Here is a 19393-nt window from a genome sequence, read left to right as displayed (position 1 = left end):
CATTTTATACTTTTTTACCTAAAATATTGTAATAACGCTCTTTGTTCTGCTTCGTTAATATTAATGCTATAACTGTGTAAAATTTCATTTACTTTACTTAACAGTTCCTCATTCTGATGATCATTTGTTTGATAAATAAATTGGTCATATTGTTTATGAAAATAATAACGATGGATCATAAGAAAAAGATGGATGCAAAGCCCCCTTTTTCGTTCCTCTAAAATTTCATTAGCTAATGTTTCAAAAAAATCAAAGGATATTTCAAATCCTTTAATAATTATTTCTTGACTACTTATTTCACCATTCAATTCAATAGAATCGTGATCATCCCTTATTGTAAAATACTCACCTACTGGTTCCCGATGATAAAGATTATTTACTTTTCCTTTAATGGATTGGATATTTTCTTCTGTTGGTACAGGTTCTACAACAATAACTGGAAGAGTAGATTTAATGGGAAACATACTAATTATTAAATCAATATCTTTATTTTTACTAATTTCATCAACTTCCATTACTGAACAATAAGTGGTAATGATAATATTCTTAATTTCTCGCTCGACCCTATTTTTAATCAAACGAGCAACTCCTCTACCTGTCGAACATACATAAAGCGCTCTAATTGACGGCTTTTTATTTAATACATTTTCATACGAATCAAGAAAGTGTAGCGCAATAAACGAAATAAAGGAGTCTTGGATTATATCAGGAATATTCCCGTAATTTATAACATTCGAAAATATACTTTTGAAACCCCCTTTAACAGAAGAAAACAACGAAGCATTCTTTTGTTTAATTTCATTAATAAAAGGATTTATTTCCGTGACATATGCTGCCCCCTTTTCAAACCGTAAGGAAAGATGTGCTAACAAATTATTATATAATCTCGTATCTTTATAATAAGGCACCCGTTCTTGTTTACTTACATACTGGATAAATTTTTCCGTAACACTAAGCAGATTCATTCTATTATCTTCTAAAAAAAAATTTCGATGAATATACCAAAATTCATCCCCCAATACTGGAAAGGTGTATTCTTCACATACTTCCACCATTATTTTAATTAAAAACTTAGATGATGGTGAGGATTTACTTTGATCCGATTTCAATAACCTATAGTTTCCAATTGTGAAATCGCATTCCATTCTCACTAGGAAAATAGTAAGTCGTATAAATGTGGCTAATATCTCTAATTGCGAAATGCTTTCTTTATTTTCATTCTTCAGTATCAAACGAAAATGTTTTATTACGGTCACAAATTTCATGTGAATCTCAGGAGTAAATCCATAGTTCAATTCAACCATTGTATCAGCTGATTTTATCTGCGAAATAATATTATATACATCAAAATCATTTAAATTTCTCTGGATAATATGCTCAAATAATAGACGTATATTCAGCTCTCGCCCAACCAATTTATAACCAATACGTGATTTTCTCACTAAAGTAATTTTCCATGGCTGAATGTATTGTTCTAGAAAGTTTAAATCACTCATGACCGTGTTCCTGCTAACTTGTAAATAGATAGAAAGTTGTGATGCAGTGATATAGTCTTTCAGTGAAAAAAAAATATATAATATTTTTTCGATTCGTGCGTTTTGATCAGAATATACAGGTTGCCTTTTCTTATCCATTAACGCTTGATAGAGCTTCAATCGTTCATTCTCACTAGATTCGATCCAATAACCTTTATTCGGTTGTGCGCACAACTCGATGTCATATTTCCGAAACCATTTACGAACATTCTCTAAATCATTTTTTATCGTCCTTGTACTAACATCTAGATATTTTGATAAATCCTTTGTCCGCATCGTTTTGTCCGTTTCAAGTAATTTTGTAACAATTTGGATCTCTCTTATCGTTAACAATTATATTCACCACTTCTTTAGTTTGGATATCCATAATTAAATTATACCTCGATTACGAAAGCGGTTACAGACCAATTTCGCTCACTATTATTAGTGAATATTTTGACAACCTATTATATGCTTGTGATTTGGTAGAGAAAGGTTTAGGAATTACTGTAGTACCGGAAAATTTCGTAAAGAACTTGAAGGGAAGAAAGTATGTTATTAAGCGCATTCACGATCCCAATGTAATGCGAACTGTCTATTTAGTTTATGATAAAACCAGATACAATCCTCCAATTGTATTAAGATCTATAGAACTGATTAAAGAGTACTTTAAAAGTCCTTAAAAATGATTGGCTATTTAGTTATTTCATTAGTATCTCTTTTATTGACAGGGTATTCTAGCAAAAAAACCACCTCAGTCAATGATTAAGACAGAGATGGTTTTTTTCCTGCGTGTATTTGTTCTTCATCTGCTCGTATTTTCTCCCTATTTGCTCACATATTCCTTCAGGCGTTAAAATAAGAGTACTGCATTCACTTCCATTGTTTTTCTACTTTTAAAGTCATTTTCAGTTTCCCCGGCTCCTCATCATAAAATCTTATACTATGTTCAGAAGCTAGTTCTAATGCATCGCTTACAAAAGATTTATAATCTATAATAGTAAATTCCTCATAAACGGTGGTCTGACTGTTAGGTCCCCTTACCCTTCCCACGATTATCAGTTCGATGTACTCCCCTTATCTGTGGTTAATTTGAGTGTATCATAACATGCCATTTGTTTGTGTCTCGCTTAATTATACAATCGGCGAACTATAAAATTGGGATGAACTTTTAATTATTTTTACTCTAAGTAAGTGTATTATTTAACGTTGCAATTGCTTCAGGTATTGCCTTAACGTCCCAAACTGGTATTATCCAGGGAGGAGCTATCACTTTTGTATCCCAGTCCTTTCGGAATGAGACAAGTGGATTCTGGAGCCAGATGGCATGAATCCCACTTCGATTAGCCCCTATAACATCCGTATCCCACGTGTTTCCCACCATTACCGCTTCATTAGCTTTAATATTTAAAACATTTAAGGTCTTTTCGTAAACTACTCGATCTGGTTTTTCCGGTTTACTATCATCTAACTCAGAATTTGTTGCAAAAATATAGTCAAACTGGTCGATAACACCCAACCTTCTTAACATTCTTCCAACTGCTTCGCTGTCGCTATTTGCAGTATTGCTCAGAACCGCCTGTCCCAGCCCCATATAGCTGATCTTTTGGATAGTTTCATTTACACCATCACGTAATTTAATATCTGTGTATTCATCAAGAGGTTTTAAATCCATACCTCCCGTAGGTGGTGTACTAATTGTTTCACCCAAATCCCAAATAACGTATGAAATCATGAGATTCCACTCCTCCCTAAATTTAGCCTTTCTTAAAATATCGTTGTTTTTATTTTTTATTTTTTCCATTGACTTGAAAGCTATCTTAGTAGTATAAGGTATTTATTCACATGTGAGGATAAACTGGGAACCTAGCCATTTATTCGAACAGTCTTTTGCAACCAATTTACAAAAGCTAGGAGGGTTGTGTCTGTATGATCACCCCCCCTGAAACTTGAAGAACAAGAACTTCAAGTTCTATGCGCCTAGATACGTTCCGGAATAGCGTGATATTGATCGATTAAATATTAAAGTTCCAAACTTACTTTGGTGGTTACCCCAACTTTCGCTAGGGTTATTCTCTATCAGTGAGCCACCATATACAATGGCTCCTAAACAGATAATTTAGCAATTTTACATTGAATAGTTTAAAAAGAATCTTCCTTCTTATTCTGATTGGTTTCAAAAGTTAAAATGTCATATATATAGGCTAACTCAGAAGTTGGGATTTCTACCCCATAAATTTTCTCAATATTATTAAGACCTTTCTTTATCATTGAAATTTCCTTTTCATTTATTTTAATAAAATCCTCTAAATCCAAATAAGTTTCAATTGGCTCTTTACGTATCAAGCGTTCAATCAAGCAACTAATGTGAATGTAAAGAGATATCTTTTTATCATTAGATAATAATGTATTTAGCAGAATCTCTAAGCTGGAGATACTGTCATTTACATGCTCAATTACCCTGTTCGTATCCAATATCGTTAATGATCCAATAACCTGTTTTAGTGAAAAGTTTTTTACAATATTATTATTAATATTTTCCACTTCACTTCTGCTGCCTTCTTTCCCCAATGCTTCAGATAGCAATTGTTCTCCTTTACCTGATATCAGCTCTTCTAACGAAATGTATTGATATTTATCTATTTCCGGATCAGCAGTACCAATTATAGCCAGTACATCATACATTTTAAAGACGGCATCTTCTAATCCATTTTCCTTGATTTGTCTAAAATCCTTTGCAATAACATTTATTTCTAAGTCACTAGGTATACTTTTAACTAAAAGTTGCTGAATTTGCATCGCTGTTCCCATACCGGTAAAACATGCTGTCACTATAGCCTTTTTTTTATTTGATTCGGGATAAATTAGCTTATATTCTGTCAACATACTGGTTTCAACCTTTTTTAAAATATCCCCTAAAGGTATATTCTGCTTTATTTTTTCGCCCACTACTATAGCCATTTGAGTAGTAACATTATTAACTATTGAAAGCGGAACCTTAACATTCTTTTTAAATAGCTTATTAATATCCTTTAATGAACCCATATCTACCAAAATCATTAAACCTTCTGGAATCTCATTCTGTTCAATATACTCAAGGACATTAGCTGTGATCTTCTCCGGCGTAGTATTCAAAGGCATATCAAATGCTTCAAAAATATTGCTACCAAGCATTCGGTTTGCTACGTTAGCTATACTACTGGCGGTTGCATATCCATGTGCTAAAATCACAGCTTTAATATTATAATTCCCATGATATGTTGCCTTACTTTCAAGATAGAGGTCTAATATTATTTGTTCTGTTTCAGTGATTGCAACATCAATTTTATTTTCAATTAATTTACTTAACTTTGTTCCTAGACGATGGGCACTCTTGTATTGGTATTTGACATATTCATAAAGCTTGTTCAATAACTCTTTTTGTTCCGACTGGATCTTTCTCTGATTTCCTTTTAAAAACAAGTAGCAACTAATAGCGTATATAGTACTACCATTAAAACGTATGTTGTAGGAGGTCTCTATAATTTGAAAGATTTCATACATCTTTATTGTTATAAATTCCATTATTGGGGATATATTACTTTTACTTCCTTCATTAAATATAATGTTGTCAAAAAACATTTCAATTTCTTTAAAGACATTCTGTTCAAACATATCCTTATTTAAAATGCCACTCATATATCCACTAAATTCATTTAAAATGCTACTGTACACTTGGTAATATTGATCGGTAGAATTATTATCTAAAAGAAAGCTCTTATAGTCCGTATCCTTTTTGATAAATAATTTATTTTCTACTTGAAATTGTATATTTGTCAATTTATCTACGCTTTCGAGAATATTTTCAGGAAAATCATGTAACGTTACCTGTACTGTTTTACTGTCTCTATTTTTAAAATAGGATGTGGCTACTAGATACTTTACTAAATTCAGCAGCTCTCCTACATTACCCTTATAAGTATAATTAAGAAGTAATCTTCTGCTACTAGGAGAAACCTCAATATCTTTGTTTATTTCTTTAGCCTCATCAATTAAAAAGTTTATGACGAACTGTTCCTTTTCATAATTTGAACGATTTGATAATGCAGGAATACTTACTTTAATCGGGATTCTGCGAATAAAAGTTTCAAGAAATTGGGTTGAAATATCTTCTGTAGTAGCAAGTATCAATCTTACGGAAACTTTTCTCCCTTTGCTTGTTTCACCAACACGATATATGTTACCACTGTCTAAATACGTAAATAACTTTTCTTGTCCTTCTGCACTCAAACGATGAACCTCATCAAGAAAGAGAATACCTTTATCTGCCTCTTCAAACAAACCCTTCTTGTCAAAGTCTGCCCCAGTGAATGCCCCTTTGACATATCCAAATAAATTACTGGATAGCAATTCAGGATTATTCGCATACTGTGAACAATTCAAAGTGACAAAAGGGGCGTGCTTCTCTATAAGCTGATTTTCGATACAGAATTGATACATTAGTTTGGCCATAAAACTTTTTCCGACACCTGTAGGACCATTTAAGAAAATGGGGATCCCCCCATTGGGGTAGAATAAAGCAGTTTTAATCTGCTCAATAACCTTTTCTAGTGAGCCTTCTGCACCAATTAGAGTGCTGAATGGATCTGTTAATTCTGGTGCGTTAAGTTTGAACTCTGGTAAAGAGTTTCTTAATTCCTCAACACTTTCGAATGTTACCGTTGTTTTTCCTGGTTCGTCAAAAATAAAGCGATCCATGTTAATAAAATAGACTGGTCTACTATTAATTTTCATTACTTTTTCAGTCTCAACTAATTGATTTAGATATAGACTTGCTGTATTTCGTTTTATATTAAAATTTTTAGCTATGTTGCTTGCAGTAAAGTTTGCAATATTATCCATGTCATCAAATGAAAAGGTTAAACTTTTTATATATTGATATATATCACCCTTTGTACTCATATCATTGTTCACCTCTCATTTTGATTATATAAGAAACGAAGGCATAACCCTCCGTTTCTTAATTTTATTCTACTTTACTTTGCATTACCTCTTTAAAGTTTGTATAAACAGGTATGGATAAATCTATCCCTTTAGCTTTACTGATTAAAAATGAAAATAATTGATATGGGATTACAAGTAATAAAGGAGATAGAAGTTCATCAACAACAATTTCCAAGGATAATTCGTGCTTACTGCCCGTTTTTTTATTAGTTGTAATCGTAAATATATTATCACAGTGTCTGCTTACAAACATTTCTAGCTTTCTTGAACGTTCATATGGCTTTGCGTTAACCACTTCTGTAAAAAATAATGTGCTATTTTTATGGAGCTCAAAGATAGGACCGTGCATATACGCCTCTATTTCCAATCCCTGACTTGGAACACGTACTGTTTCAGTAAATTTAGTTTCCGCTTCTCTTACGGTACCGACATTTGGACCATAACCTAATGGTGAGATTCGCTCCGATGCGTCCAAACGGGCTTTATTATTATGATAAAATTGAATCGTTTTCTTAATTATACTTGGTATTTTAGATACCATTTTTGTAAGCTTAGTATATTCATCTCCTATTTGATTTTCAAATAACAGATCTTTTGACCTAGCAGTTTCTATACCCATGATCATTAAGGTTAATATGGTTGCCGTTACACCCTTAGTAGAATAACCAACCGTTTCAACACCGCACCCGATATCCACTATATTATCGTTTAATTTAGTGATTGGGCTGTCCATTATAGAAGTCAAAATAACTAATGGTACTTTACTAACTTTATTAACCCTTTCAACCGCGTCAATGGTTGATGTACTTGTTCCCCTTTGGGATACAGCGATGATTAAGTCAATATCTTCTGATATATTCTCATACTCATAAAAATTATATGGTTCTTTTATTTCTATACTTACTTTAGAAACTTTTTCGATATACATTTTAGCGCATAATACAGAGTTATAAGAAGAACCTGTTGCTAACACTAACCATCTTTTCGTCTTTGTCTTTTTTACAATACTAGTGAAGTTATTAAGATTAGTGTTTTTATTAATTAATATATCTTCCAAAACGCGCTGCTGTTGATTTATATAATCCAACATAGTATTCATTAATAAAACCCTCCATTTTTTGTTCTAAGAGTATGCCAAATCACGAAGATTCCACACCCAAAATTCCTATCCATGCAGATAGTATTCCTATAATAAATATCCCAATTAGAATGGTTGTTGTTTTGGCCCCTTTTCCCAACAGCCAAAATATCAACCAGAATATCCCAAGCGGTAATAACCCGGGCATGATTTGGTTTAGGACATCCTGTACAGCCGTAGCCCCTTCTCCGCTTCCTATTTTTAGAGGTACATACGTATTTATCATGGAAGCGCTCATGCCACCAATAACTAATAAACCCAGTATTGATGCACCATAAGTTAATTTATCCATAGCACCGCTGGAAGCAAGTTTACTTAAAAATCCAGTCCCCACTTTATACCCAATATGCATGTAAAAATATGATAATATAAAGGTTGGTATATTAAACATTAAGAAAAACAATATTGGCCCTAAAATATTCCCTTGTAGTGCCATAGAAGTTCCGATTCCGGTTGCAATTAATCGGATTGTACCCCAATATAATGAATCACCTATGCCTGCTAATGGCCCCATTAATGAAGCTTTAACACTAAGAATGGAGCTAGTATCAAAATCTTCATTCTGCGCATTCTCTTTTTCCATGGCGGCTGAAACTCCGATAATAAACTGTGATATATAAGGTGTAGCATTAAAAAATTCCAAGTGACGCTGTATTGCCTCTGTTCTTTCAGTATCCTTTTTATATAATTTTTTTAAAACGGGAGCCATTGTAAAGGCATATCCTAAACCTTGTTGGCGTTCATAGTTAAATGAAGCCTCCAAAGTCAAGGAACGTAAAAACAATTTATTTAAAAGTGTCTTAGAAATATCTTTGTCATTATTCATCTCATTTTTCTCAACATTATTAGAAGTCATCGTCATCAGCAATACCTCCTTGTTCTCCCGGTTGAATTGGTACTTGTTTATTACGATTATCTAGATCAACCATGATAATAGCAATCATTGCACCAATAATTGCTATTCCGACAACCGGTAGCGATAAATATGATACTAGGACAAAACCAATAAAGAAATATGGTACTACACGCTTATTGATTAACATGCGACCAAGTAAAGCAAATCCTAATGCCGGCAATATTTTTGTTGCTACTTCTAATCCTGTTTGTACAAAATCCGGGATTTTATCCAGGATATTTGTTATGGCTGTGCTACCTACTGAAAAAGAAACGCCTACAATTAATGCCAAAATAAATATTTGAATTAACCCAGCGAGTATATGCATCGATGCCACACCTTTAAAGGATCCTTTAACAGCATAATTATCGGCTTTGTGTAAGAACATCGGTGATATTAGGATAAAATGGATATTTTTAAAAATAAGCGCTACAGATGCAATGGGAAAAGCCAATAACAGCGCTGTTTCAGCACCGTTTCCAGATGTAATCGCAAATGCTGTTCCCAAGACACCACCTGACAGAATCTCGGGTGGTATGGCTGCACCAACCGCAAACAATCCGATAAAGGCTAGTTCAAGTGTTGCGCCAATAATAACACCCTGTGTAACATCACCCAGAATAAGACCGACTATTGTTCCTGTTAAGATTGGACGGTTAAACATATTTCGACCCGCAAATAAATCAAACACGCCCATCAAAAAAGTCGCAACGAATAATAGTAGTGCTATCTCCACAAAGCTTACCTCCCACTATTTTTTATTAAGGATTTTACTAACATTTATTTTTTTATCACTCGGTACCGGACGAATTTCTAACTCAATATCCTTACTAATGAGTTTTTGTAGTAATTCTTGATCTTTATCAGTTACGTTTATCAATTTAGAAATACTATGCGTATCATCATTTTTCTTTGTACCGCCTAGATTAATTTGAGTTATACCATCGCATTTACTTCCCAGTCTGTAAGCATCTTCAATTGACTCTACGACAATAAATAATTTATATTTATCCGTTACACCACTTTTAATAGCCTGGATCGAATCCTCAATATTCTTAATTACTAATTTTACTTCTTGCGGTTTAGCCATTTTAAGGGTGGTTTTACGAAGATCATTTACCGGAACATCATTATTAGCAATTAGAATGCAATCAACATCTAAGTTTTTGGTCCAGGAGATAGCTACTTGTCCATGTAACAATCTGTGATCAACTCTCATCAATTTAATCATCTTAATACCTCCATTAAGTTAGAAATGTTCATCTTCCTTATTTTCCTCTAATAAATCATTACAAAGCTGAATATTTTCTTTTACGTTAGATACAATTTTTCTAATGTAGTCAGTATTAACGTCTTTATCCGACATGCATAATAATTCTAAAGCCATACCAAGATTTAATCCTGAAATAAGCATAAATTCTGCATCATTTAGATACTGCATAAATTCGTTATTTACACTACCTCCGAATATATCCGTTACTACAACCCAGGTTCCCCCCTTCTTCATTTTATCAATGATATCTTCTACATCCTTCGGAAGATCACTATCATTGTTTATATATGCAGATATTACACTTAGATTATTGGTGACACCCAAAATAATTTCTGCCGCGTTCTTGACCCCTTCCGCTAATCTTCCATGACTAGCGAATACAAAATTTATCATTTTAGACCTCCTTTTAATCTATTGCTTTTTTAATATGCAAAATCCATGCCAAATTAGTGTCATTTTTTATATTGCTGAATAGATACTGTTTTCAAATATCGTTTTGTGCTTCCTTGCCCCTATTGACACTAGTAATATGGATTTTATTTATGACAAGTTATACTGTCAAAAAAATGACTAATTAACAAAAATCGATGTTTACAACAGTCAATGTGCATGGTTTGAAATTTTAAGTAGAAACTTATCGTGTGTCAAATGTATAAAGACACGGAATAATATCCCCCTTTGCATTTAATAAGGCTTAGTTTACGTCACTTATAAATATACATTTTAAAAGGTATTTACCTTGTTTTTTGTCATGCCATCAAATCTTTATTAGCTAGACTAGCTTAGTTCTTAAACAATTCATTACCAAAACAAAAAGCCATTCTTCCAATGACAATCTAGTTTGTCAGGACGAACGACTTTTATGTAAAGAAAAACTTAAATATATTATAAAGTTAGAACAGGTTATATGTTTTTTACCTTACTTCTCATCTTGGTATGGAAATCTGGAAACTTGAGGACTGTAGCAGTGGTTCCTCTATATCAATAGAAAGTAATCACTGTTTAACAGTAAAATTTAACTTTCTCTCCACAATTCTTTTTCAACGAGTCGTACTATATTTCCTCCATACTTTTCATGTTTTCCTTTAAGCAAAATACCTTGTTCATTAACTATAATTAGGCCAAGGTTTATGCATTGTAAAGAAGCTATAAAAAATAAATTCCTCCAGATTTAGTCCAATCTACAGGAATTTATTTATGTGATTATAATTAACCTATAAGAGTAACAATAGAGTCGATAAAGTCAAAAATATTTTCTAGTAAAAGAGTGTCATTTTGCCTTTCCACTAGATCCAAACATTTTTATTTTTTCAATAACTGTTTGCTTTACCGCTTCTTTTCCATCCTTTAAATAGTCCATTGTATTATAAAGTTCACTATCTTCATCTAGAACTTTCCTTATCGCTTTTGTAAATGCAACGTGGTTATCCGCATTTACATTAATTTTTGCGGTTCCCGATTGGATGGCTTCTTGTATTTGCCTTTCACTTAAACCTGATGCACCATGAAGAACCAACGGGATTTTAAGTGATGAACTAATGTCTCTCATTTTTTCAAAGTCAATTTTGGGTTTACCTTTATATAATCCATGAGCAGACCCTAATGCAGGTGCGAGGGTATCAATATTTGTATTATTTTTTATCTCAATACATTCATTTAAATCTGTGTAAACGGGCCCTTCCGATATTACGCTCCCTTCCTCGCCACCTATACTACCGATTTCTGCTTCGACTGATACATCTAGTACATGGGCATATTCTACAACTTGTTTTGTTATTTTTATATTTTCTTCAAGAGGCAGAGTTGAAGCATCAATCATAACTGATGAAAAACCTGCATCAATCGCAGCGATACAACTTTCAACACTAGAACCATGATCTAAATGCAACGCTACTGGGACAGTAATATTCAGCTCTTGCATTAGTGATAATGCAGTATTCTTTACGACTGAATATCCTTGAAAATAATTAACTGCATCTTCTGTTACCCCCAAAATAACGGGTGAATTCATTTCCTCTGCACCACATAACACGGCTTGTGTCCATTCGATATTATGAATATCAAAGTGTCCTATAGCATATTGACCTTTTAAAGCTTCTCTAAGCATTTCTGTAACTGGAACAAACCCCATAAAATCCCCCTCTCATGTGTATGACATAAAAAATTGTCTTTATATCAGTTGGTCTAAAATTCCCTTTATGAATGCAGGCTCGTCTATAGGTGTTCTTGATGTAATAATGTTATCACTGTGAACTACTTCTTGATCCACATAATGTGCACCAGCGTTAATAACATCATCACGAATTCCTTTAAAACAGGTCAATGTTTTTCCTTCTATAATATCGGCGCTAATCAACACTTGCGGACCATGACATATTCCGGCAATTAATTTTGATTGTTTATTCAATTTTTTAACAAACTCAACAGTTGTATCTTTAACTCGCAGACCCTCTGGAGCTGCACCACCAGGTATAACTACAGCATCAAAATTTTCTTTTATTGCATCTTGACTTGACAACTCAGTATAGTAAGATACTTCTTTATTTTTCCCCTCACATAATAGGCCCTTCTCATTCCCTACAATAACAACCTCATGTCCTTCTCCTTTCAAAGCATTATATGGATTTTTCATTTCAGAATCCTCAAATTGACCATCTAATAGAAATGCGACTTTAGCCATAATACATCTCCTTTGTAAAGTTAACGTTTAAAATAAAGCTCCTACTAACTAGAAGCTTTATTCCAACAAAAAGCTTCTTTCGTGTAACATTCTACTTTTCTGGGTTTGCTAAGTGAAGATAAAATTCATAAGCTTCTTTATCAGACATTCCTTCATGAACGACTTTATTAACTGCCTGAATCATAGCTTTAGGATTTTCCGATTGGAAAATATTGCGTCCCATATCAACACCAGCTGCACCACTCCGAATCGAATTAGAAGCTAATGTTAACGCATCTTTTTCTGGAACTTTCTTTCCACCAGCTACAACTAAAGGTACCGGAGTGGTTGATGCTACTTTTTCAAAGTCATCACAGTAATAAGTTTTTACAATCTGTACACCAAACTCGGCAAGCATTCTTGTAGCAAGTAAGAAAAATCTTGTTGTACGTTCCATTTCTTTACCAACCGCTACAACGCCCATGGTTGGAATAGAGTATCGAGAACCCAAATTGACAGCCTGATTCAAGGCTTCAATTGTTTCTTTTTGTCCGTCCGCACCAATGAACGTTTGAACTGCCACTGCACTTGCATTCATTTTAATAGCATCTTCCATACTAACAACAAGAGATTCTTTACTTAAATCATCTTGTAATACACTAGATCCAGATGAAACACGCAAAGCAATTGATTTATTATAGTTAGCTGGCGCACTAGTTCTAATAGCACCACGCGTTCCCATTAAGCAATCAGCATGTTCTGCTAAATCAGGAATTAACAAATCTAGTCTTTCAAGTCCGGATGTTGGCCCCATAAAGTAGCCATGATCAAAAGCCAACATAACTGTTTTCCCGGTATCCGGTCTAAAAATCCTTGATAATCTATCTTTCATTCCCCAGTCTAAATTTGCAGCGCCTTTCACATGAAAATTACCACTACTTGAAAATTCTACATCCTGAGCAAATTGTTTTGCATCTTTCATTCCTTCAATGTCAGCCATCTAAATCTCTCCTTTTATGATATTTTAAAAGTCGTAATCATCAGTATTTTCTTTTGTGAATACAATTCTTTCTGGTAATACAATGATACCAGAATCATCAGATGTATAATCATAGCCTTGAATAGTATTAGGTTCAACTTCAATCTCACCAAGTGTAGGAACATCCAGAGTATCTCCAACTTCAAGTTCGTTACCTTGAGCAAGATGATATGCTATATAAACTGCAAGAGCACCTTGTTCTTGGACATCCCATAAACCATGGTTTTTAATCGTTCCATTTTCTATGAAACCCCTCATAGAGTTTGGTGATGCAAACCCTGTTATTATCAAATCAGCTGCGTCCAAGTTTTTGTTTTCAGCTGCTTGTGCCATTGCAGGAAGTGCCGTTGAATCTGGGGCAATGACAGCATCCAAATCAGGGTAGGATTCAATGATACTTTCTCCAGTTTGTAGTGATTTCTGTTCATCACCTTCTCCATACTGCTTTGTAACAATTTCCCACTCTGGAAATTTCTCTTCAATATACTTCTCAGCAGAATCTACCCAAGCATTTTGATCCGGAACAGTGGGACTCGAGTAAAACCACGCAACTTCATTTTTATCATCTGGATCTTCCATCTGTTCAGCTGCCATATCCACTAGCATTTTCCCGAGAATTTCTGGTGTCCCTTGGTTTATATAATATGACCTATATTCAGGCTCAACGTCAGAATCCCACGTTACCACTTTAACACCTGCATCAAGTGCTTTTTTCAAAGCTTGATTCAAACCATCGGAAGAAACGGATGAAATTGCAATCGCATCAGCGCCGCTACTGATTGCACTATTGATAACCTGAACTTGATTTGCAACAGTACCTTCTGGCGAACCATCATATTTAACCTTAAATCCTATTTCATCAGCCATCTTTTGAGCACCATCATTACCAGATTCAAAAAAAGCATTTCCTGTCATCTTCGGAATGAAGACGACTTCAATATCACTAGCCCCTTCTTCCTCACTACCATTGCCATTCTTACCTGAACTTGACTCATCTTCTCCACCACACGCAACCAATAATGAAAACATCAGAAACACTCCAATAATTAATAGAAGAAACCTAGCTTTTTTCATTTTATTTCACCCCTTGTAGGATTTAAGTCTTACAATTCTTTTTACATTGCTTTTAAATTCGTCGGACACACTCAATATTGCAACCGAAATAATTAATAACAACCCTGTTGCCAAACCAATGTACTGTGTTGATAAACCTCCCATTTGCATTCCTATTTGAAGAAAACCAACAATAATACTCGCTAATGCTGTTCCAATAACACCCCCCTTACCACCCGTTATTAGTGTTCCACCTAAAACAACTACGGTTAAGATTGGCATTAAATATTCCCCACCGAAATCTGCTCTAGCACTCCCTAAATAAGATGTGAGCATTATCCCGGCAAACCCAGCACTCAATCCTGATAGGACATACGTGCTCAAGATAACAAGCTTTGTATTAATTCCTGCGTATTCTGCAGCTTCTTGATTTATTCCTGTAAGAAATATATAACGCCCATATTTGGATAAATGGAGCAATATATATGCAATGATCAGTAACACAACAAACAAAATAACCGAGTTGGGAATGCCCATCACTGAACCATAAGCAATTGTACTAAAACTTTGTGAAAATCCTGAAATCCCTTCAGAAGCACTCACTCCTGATAATCCAACTATCACGACTGCAATACCGCTATACAACAGCATGCCACCCAAAGTAATAACCATAGCTTGAACACGTCCATAGGCTATTAAAATACCATTTAGTAGTCCACATAGTCCGGCAACTACTAGAGCAAGTAAAATTGACAGCCATATATTAATACCGACAACTTGAGATAATATGCCCACAACCACCGATGTTAAACCTATAATGGATCCACCCGATATATCAATTCCACCAGTAATCATAACGAATGTTACGAAAAAACCGATAACTGCAATACCAATAAAATCATTAAAGCTACCCAGTAAAATAGATACATTCCAAAACCTTGGATTAATCAATCCAAATATAATCACTTCTGAAACTAAAACCAGAACTAAGGCAAGGTTCCATTTCGGAATTTTACTTAGCATGTGCATGGGTCACCACCTCCTCTGGCTTTAAAACTCTAGCTCGTAATCTTTCCTTCTTGATATTTTTATTAGAACGTCTTGCCATTAAAGCATCTGCAACAACAATTGTGATGAGTAGAGATCCTGATATCGCGTCATTCCAAAAAGCCGGTATTTTCATATATACAAGAGCAGAGTTAATAGATATCATAATAACTGCACCAATTGACGCACCAACTACTGTTCCAACACCTCCACTTAAGGAAACACCGCCTAAAACCGCGGAAGCTATTACCGTCATTTCAATACCCATCCCGGCTGTAGTTGATATAAATCCTATTTGACTGGCAAATATGAGACCAGCAATTGCAGCACAAATGCCTGAAATAACAAATGAATAGATTTTATAGCGTTGAACAGGAACTCCTAGCAAGATCGCACCATCTGTATTATCACCAATCGCGGAGAAATAACGCCCTTTTTCACTCTTAGAAAGGTACATTTGAACAAGTATAACGCCGATAGCAACAATAATAATCAATAGATTGAGACCAAATATTTTAACTTGAGAAATTTGTTTAAAAGTAGTGGGTAAGTTTTCAACCCATTGACCCTTCGTATAAATCACTTGTATTACCCTGGTGATTTCTAGCATCCCAAGTGTCATTATAAAAGAGGATATATTCAGTTTTGCAACACCTATACCATTAATAAACCCAATTAGAGCACCTATTAAAACAGCAACTAGAATGGCCACGATTATACTACCGCCATTTTTTAGAATTAAACCGCTTACAGCAGCACTTAATCCCAAGGTTCCACCAACAGAAATGTCTATATTCCCAGTTAAAAGCACGAAAGTTAGGCCAATTGCTAATACAATATATAACAAACTACTTTTCAATGAGTTTTGCAGGTTGTTGATTGATAAAAATTCAGAATTAACCATACCAACAATCACAAATATGATAACTAGAAACAAAAATGTTCTAAATTCCCTTTTTTTTGTTATCGCTTTAAGCTTTGACATGAGAATCACTTCTTTCATAGGTTCCAAAAGCTGCCTTCATAACATTGGTGGCATTTATTTCTTCTGGCCCTAAATGAGCATTGCAAACACCTCGGTAGATACCGTAAATTCGATTACTAATCAACTCAATTTCTTCAAGATCTGAGGATATCAGTAATATTGAGAAGCCTATATTCTTTAAGTCCGTAATAATAGAGTAAATATCACTTCTGGCTGCCGCGTCAATTCCTCGTGTAGGTTCATCCATGATAATCAAGTGAGGATTTGTCGATAAGATTCTAGAAATAACAACTTTTTGCTGATTACCACCGGATAAAGACTTAATTTCCTGTTCTGTATCAGCTAGCTTAATGCGTAATCTTTCAACATATTTCTTAGTAACTATTTTTTCTTCTTTCCGATTTACAAAGAAGCCTTGATTCTTTAAAATCTGTGCCGTTAAATTATTTTTAACCGATCCGATTGAAAAAATTCCATGTAAAAAACGATCCTCAGGAATATATGAAAGCCCATTACCCACTGTCTCATTAATACCCATATGTGTAATATCTTTATCACCAAGCTTTACTTTTCCGGAATGACTTGATGTAATCCCGTAAATAGCTTCGGCAATCTCTGTTCTCCCAGCTCCTACAAGTCCTGCCAGACCAACTACTTCTCCTTGATAAACTTCAAAGTTAATATCTCGGAAACCGTCACCTGTAAGGTTTTCAACTTTCAGTACCGGTGGCTTACCAGTATGATCAACATAGTTTTTTTCGTAGGTAGAACTATAACCTGTATCGCTACCATCAGGCAGTAAGCCTTGAATTAACATATCTTTGGTAACATCTTCTATTTCCTCTTTTAAAGTGACTTTCCCATCTCTTAAAATAACAGCGTGAGTAGAGATTTCAAAGACTTCATCAAGCCTGTGCGTAATGTAAAATATGCCTACACCTTCCTTCTTTAATTTTTCAATAACGGTAAACAAAGATTTTGTTTCAGAAAAAGTCAAGGCTGAGGTCGGTTCATCCAAAACAAGAATTTTTGCCTGTCTTACTAATCCTTTTATAATCTCAAGTTGCTGTTGCTCAGCGATCGTAAGACTAGCTGCCATTCTGCTTAAATCAATTTCCCAATCTAACTCAGAGCAAATCCGCTTGGCTTCTTCTCGAATTACATGTTTAGGTTTGTCATATCCAAAATTAATATTTTGTTCTACAGTCATATTTGGAAATAATAGCGGTTCTTGTGGCACAAGATATATTCCTATCTCAAGTGCTATTGATGGCGTATGGTTTTGCATTTCTTTACCTTTAATTTTTACAAACCCATTATCAACTGAATACACGCCTGTCAAAATCTTCATCAAAGTGCTTTTACCTGCCCCATTACCGCCAATGATGGATATAACTTCGTATTTGTTCAGATCTAGGGAAACACCTTTTAATACTTTGTTTTGATTAAAACTCTTAAAAACGTTTTCTAAACTAACGAGATTTTCTGTGTTCTTCACTTTCATTGTGAAATCACCTCTCAGTAACATATATTTAAGTGATTATTTTTAGACAAAATTACATCGATTGAAAACGCTTACTTCATCCATATCCTAACTATAACTTAAAACATTTTATTAATCAAGCATAATTTGTTTTAAACTATTGATATTTTCTAATATTTTAAGGTTAGCAGATATCCCACCTTAAAACCTAATAAAACAGTACTTAAATTGTTTTATGACTTTAAAAAAATATTTTAAAACTCTAATATAGGATATATTATTCTATTTAAAATATCTTTTAAATAAAACAATTGTTTATTCTCAAATCTTTTGTTATGATTATCATTGTAAAGAATAATTTTAGGAACTGAGGGACAAATATGGATTACGAAAAAGACACTACAGTGAAAATAGCTTGGAAATACTATAATGAAGGATCGACCCAAACGGAAATAGCTAAAGAGCTAAATATTTCCAGAATGAAGGTGGTTAAATACCTAGAAAAAGCTAAAAGCGAAAATATTATAGAGTTTAAGATTAACATCGAAGACTTAACCACTAAAAGCTTTCAAAACAAACTAATTGAAATGTTTAAATTAAAAGACGTTTACATCATTCCTTCTTCTAACAATTATATGTACAGTCTCACAACAGCAGCTGCTCAATATATTGAAGATAGAATAACGGCCGATACAATGATCAACATAGGCTATGGCGAAACTGTTTCAAGAACCTTAGGCAGATTAAACATCTCTACAAAATATAATGTGTCATTCGTTTCCCTATCTGGCGGAGTTAAATTTTATATGCCAACTGCAATTGACCATCAGTCAGATTACTATACAAACCCTAATTACAGTCACTTTATCCTCCCTTCCCCTTTGAGGGTTTCATCAGAAGCGCTTGCTTCACAAATTAAAAAGGAAAAACCCGTCATTGACATTTTCAATTTAATTCCCCACTCTAATATGACTATCATTGGTGTAGGAGCATTGAATGAACGGGCTACTTTAATTAAGGAAGGATTGTTAACAAGGGGGGATATGGAAATTCTGAAGTCAAAAGGAGCTGTAGGTGATTTATTAAGTCAATTTTATGACATTAATGGCAATTTAATTGAACTTGATTTGCATAAAGAACTCATTAGCACAGACATTAATCTATTAAAATCACTTAATCATGTAGTCGCAGTTGCTGGAGGTGACGATAAAAGAGAGGCATTAGTTGGTGCCTTAAAAGGGGGCTATATCGATGTTCTAATTACTGACGAAATTGCTGCTAATAGTCTACTGAATCAATATTAATTCAGAAAGGATGATTTTAA

General features: G+C 34.1%; 17 protein-coding genes. 2 read left to right on the top strand and 15 right to left on the bottom strand.

The genetic code is table 11. The annotated features are described in order from the left end of the window. Positions 1–14: 14 nt before the first annotated feature. On the bottom strand, positions 15–1868 hold the full coding sequence (locus JOC34_RS06715; protein WP_205135990.1) for a BglG family transcription antiterminator: 1854 nt from the start codon (positions 1866–1868) through the stop codon (positions 15–17). Between JOC34_RS06715 and JOC34_RS21695 the strand changes: the two genes are divergently transcribed. Then, positions 1868–2197 (top strand): LysR substrate-binding domain-containing protein, encoded by a 330-nt coding sequence (locus tag JOC34_RS21695; protein WP_205136357.1) that lies wholly within the window; start codon positions 1868–1870, stop codon positions 2195–2197. The two genes, JOC34_RS06715 and JOC34_RS21695, sit on opposite strands and share 1 nt — an antisense overlap. 503 nt (positions 2198–2700) lie before the next feature. On the opposite strand, the gene JOC34_RS06705 is transcribed toward JOC34_RS21695, so the two are convergent. The 14 genes from JOC34_RS06705 to JOC34_RS06640 form a co-directional block, all read right to left on the bottom strand. Next, the gene (locus tag JOC34_RS06705; RefSeq protein ID WP_205136356.1) at positions 2701–3249 is read right to left on the bottom strand and encodes an HAD family hydrolase; all 549 of its coding nucleotides are present in this window, start codon (positions 3247–3249) and stop codon (positions 2701–2703) included. A gap of 407 nt (positions 3250–3656) precedes the next feature. Further along, positions 3657–6455: a sigma 54-interacting transcriptional regulator gene (locus JOC34_RS06700; protein ID WP_205135989.1), complete on the bottom strand. Its 2799-nt coding sequence runs from the start codon at positions 6453–6455 to the stop codon at positions 3657–3659. A gap of 64 nt (positions 6456–6519) precedes the next feature. Then, the gene (locus tag JOC34_RS06695) at positions 6520–7596 is read right to left on the bottom strand and encodes an SIS domain-containing protein (RefSeq protein ID WP_205135988.1); all 1077 of its coding nucleotides are present in this window, start codon (positions 7594–7596) and stop codon (positions 6520–6522) included. Positions 7597–7636: 40 nt separating this feature from the next. After that, a complete protein-coding gene (locus JOC34_RS06690) occupies positions 7637–8497 on the bottom strand; it encodes a PTS system mannose/fructose/sorbose family transporter subunit IID (protein WP_205135987.1) in 861 nt (286 codons plus the stop codon). Beyond that, a complete protein-coding gene (locus JOC34_RS06685) occupies positions 8481–9266 on the bottom strand; it encodes a PTS mannose/fructose/sorbose/N-acetylgalactosamine transporter subunit IIC (RefSeq protein ID WP_338062648.1) in 786 nt (261 codons plus the stop codon). The genes JOC34_RS06690 and JOC34_RS06685 overlap by 17 nt, the downstream gene beginning before the upstream one ends. A 15-nt stretch (positions 9267–9281) precedes the next feature. Next, positions 9282–9761 (bottom strand): PTS sugar transporter subunit IIB, encoded by a 480-nt coding sequence (locus JOC34_RS06680; protein WP_205135986.1) that lies wholly within the window; start codon positions 9759–9761, stop codon positions 9282–9284. 18 nt (positions 9762–9779) lie between these two features. Then, positions 9780–10196: a PTS sugar transporter subunit IIA gene (locus tag JOC34_RS06675; RefSeq protein WP_205135985.1), complete on the bottom strand. Its 417-nt coding sequence runs from the start codon at positions 10194–10196 to the stop codon at positions 9780–9782. 877 nt (positions 10197–11073) lie between these two features. Further along, entirely contained in the window at positions 11074–11934 is an 861-nt protein-coding gene (fba, locus tag JOC34_RS06670; protein WP_205135984.1) for a class II fructose-1,6-bisphosphate aldolase, read from the bottom strand. Between the two features lie 39 nt (positions 11935–11973). Continuing rightward, positions 11974–12483, bottom strand: coding sequence for a type 1 glutamine amidotransferase domain-containing protein (locus JOC34_RS06665; protein ID WP_205135983.1), 510 nt, complete (start codon positions 12481–12483; stop codon positions 11974–11976). 91 nt (positions 12484–12574) lie between these two features. After that, a complete protein-coding gene (gene lsrF, locus JOC34_RS06660; RefSeq protein WP_205135982.1) occupies positions 12575–13462 on the bottom strand; it encodes a 3-hydroxy-5-phosphonooxypentane-2,4-dione thiolase in 888 nt (295 codons plus the stop codon). Between the two features lie 24 nt (positions 13463–13486). After that, positions 13487–14575: an autoinducer 2 ABC transporter substrate-binding protein LsrB gene (gene lsrB / locus JOC34_RS06655; RefSeq protein WP_205135981.1), complete on the bottom strand. Its 1089-nt coding sequence runs from the start codon at positions 14573–14575 to the stop codon at positions 13487–13489. Positions 14576–14581: 6 nt separating this feature from the next. Further along, positions 14582–15583 carry an ABC transporter permease gene (locus tag JOC34_RS06650; RefSeq protein ID WP_205135980.1) on the bottom strand — a complete coding sequence of 334 codons (1002 nt, stop codon included), beginning with the start codon at positions 15581–15583 and terminating at the stop codon, positions 14582–14584. Continuing rightward, the gene (locus JOC34_RS06645; RefSeq protein WP_205135979.1) at positions 15567–16586 is read right to left on the bottom strand and encodes an ABC transporter permease; all 1020 of its coding nucleotides are present in this window, start codon (positions 16584–16586) and stop codon (positions 15567–15569) included. The genes JOC34_RS06650 and JOC34_RS06645 overlap by 17 nt, the downstream gene beginning before the upstream one ends. Continuing rightward, positions 16573–18090, bottom strand: coding sequence for a sugar ABC transporter ATP-binding protein (locus JOC34_RS06640; RefSeq protein ID WP_205135978.1), 1518 nt, complete (start codon positions 18088–18090; stop codon positions 16573–16575). The genes JOC34_RS06645 and JOC34_RS06640 overlap by 14 nt, the downstream gene beginning before the upstream one ends. Positions 18091–18449: 359 nt before the next feature. Here JOC34_RS06640 and JOC34_RS06635 point away from each other — a divergent pair, with 359 nt between their 5' ends. Beyond that, on the top strand, positions 18450–19373 hold the full coding sequence (locus JOC34_RS06635; protein WP_205135977.1) for a sugar-binding transcriptional regulator: 924 nt from the start codon (positions 18450–18452) through the stop codon (positions 19371–19373). Positions 19374–19393: the final 20 nt, after the last annotated feature.

The organism is Virgibacillus halotolerans, assembly GCF_016908515.1.
In the GTDB taxonomy this organism is placed as follows: Bacteria; Bacillota; Bacilli; order Bacillales; family Amphibacillaceae; genus Virgibacillus_M; species Virgibacillus_M halotolerans.
Note: the sequence above shows the minus strand (reverse complement) of the source record. Positions and strands in the feature narration are given on the sequence as shown.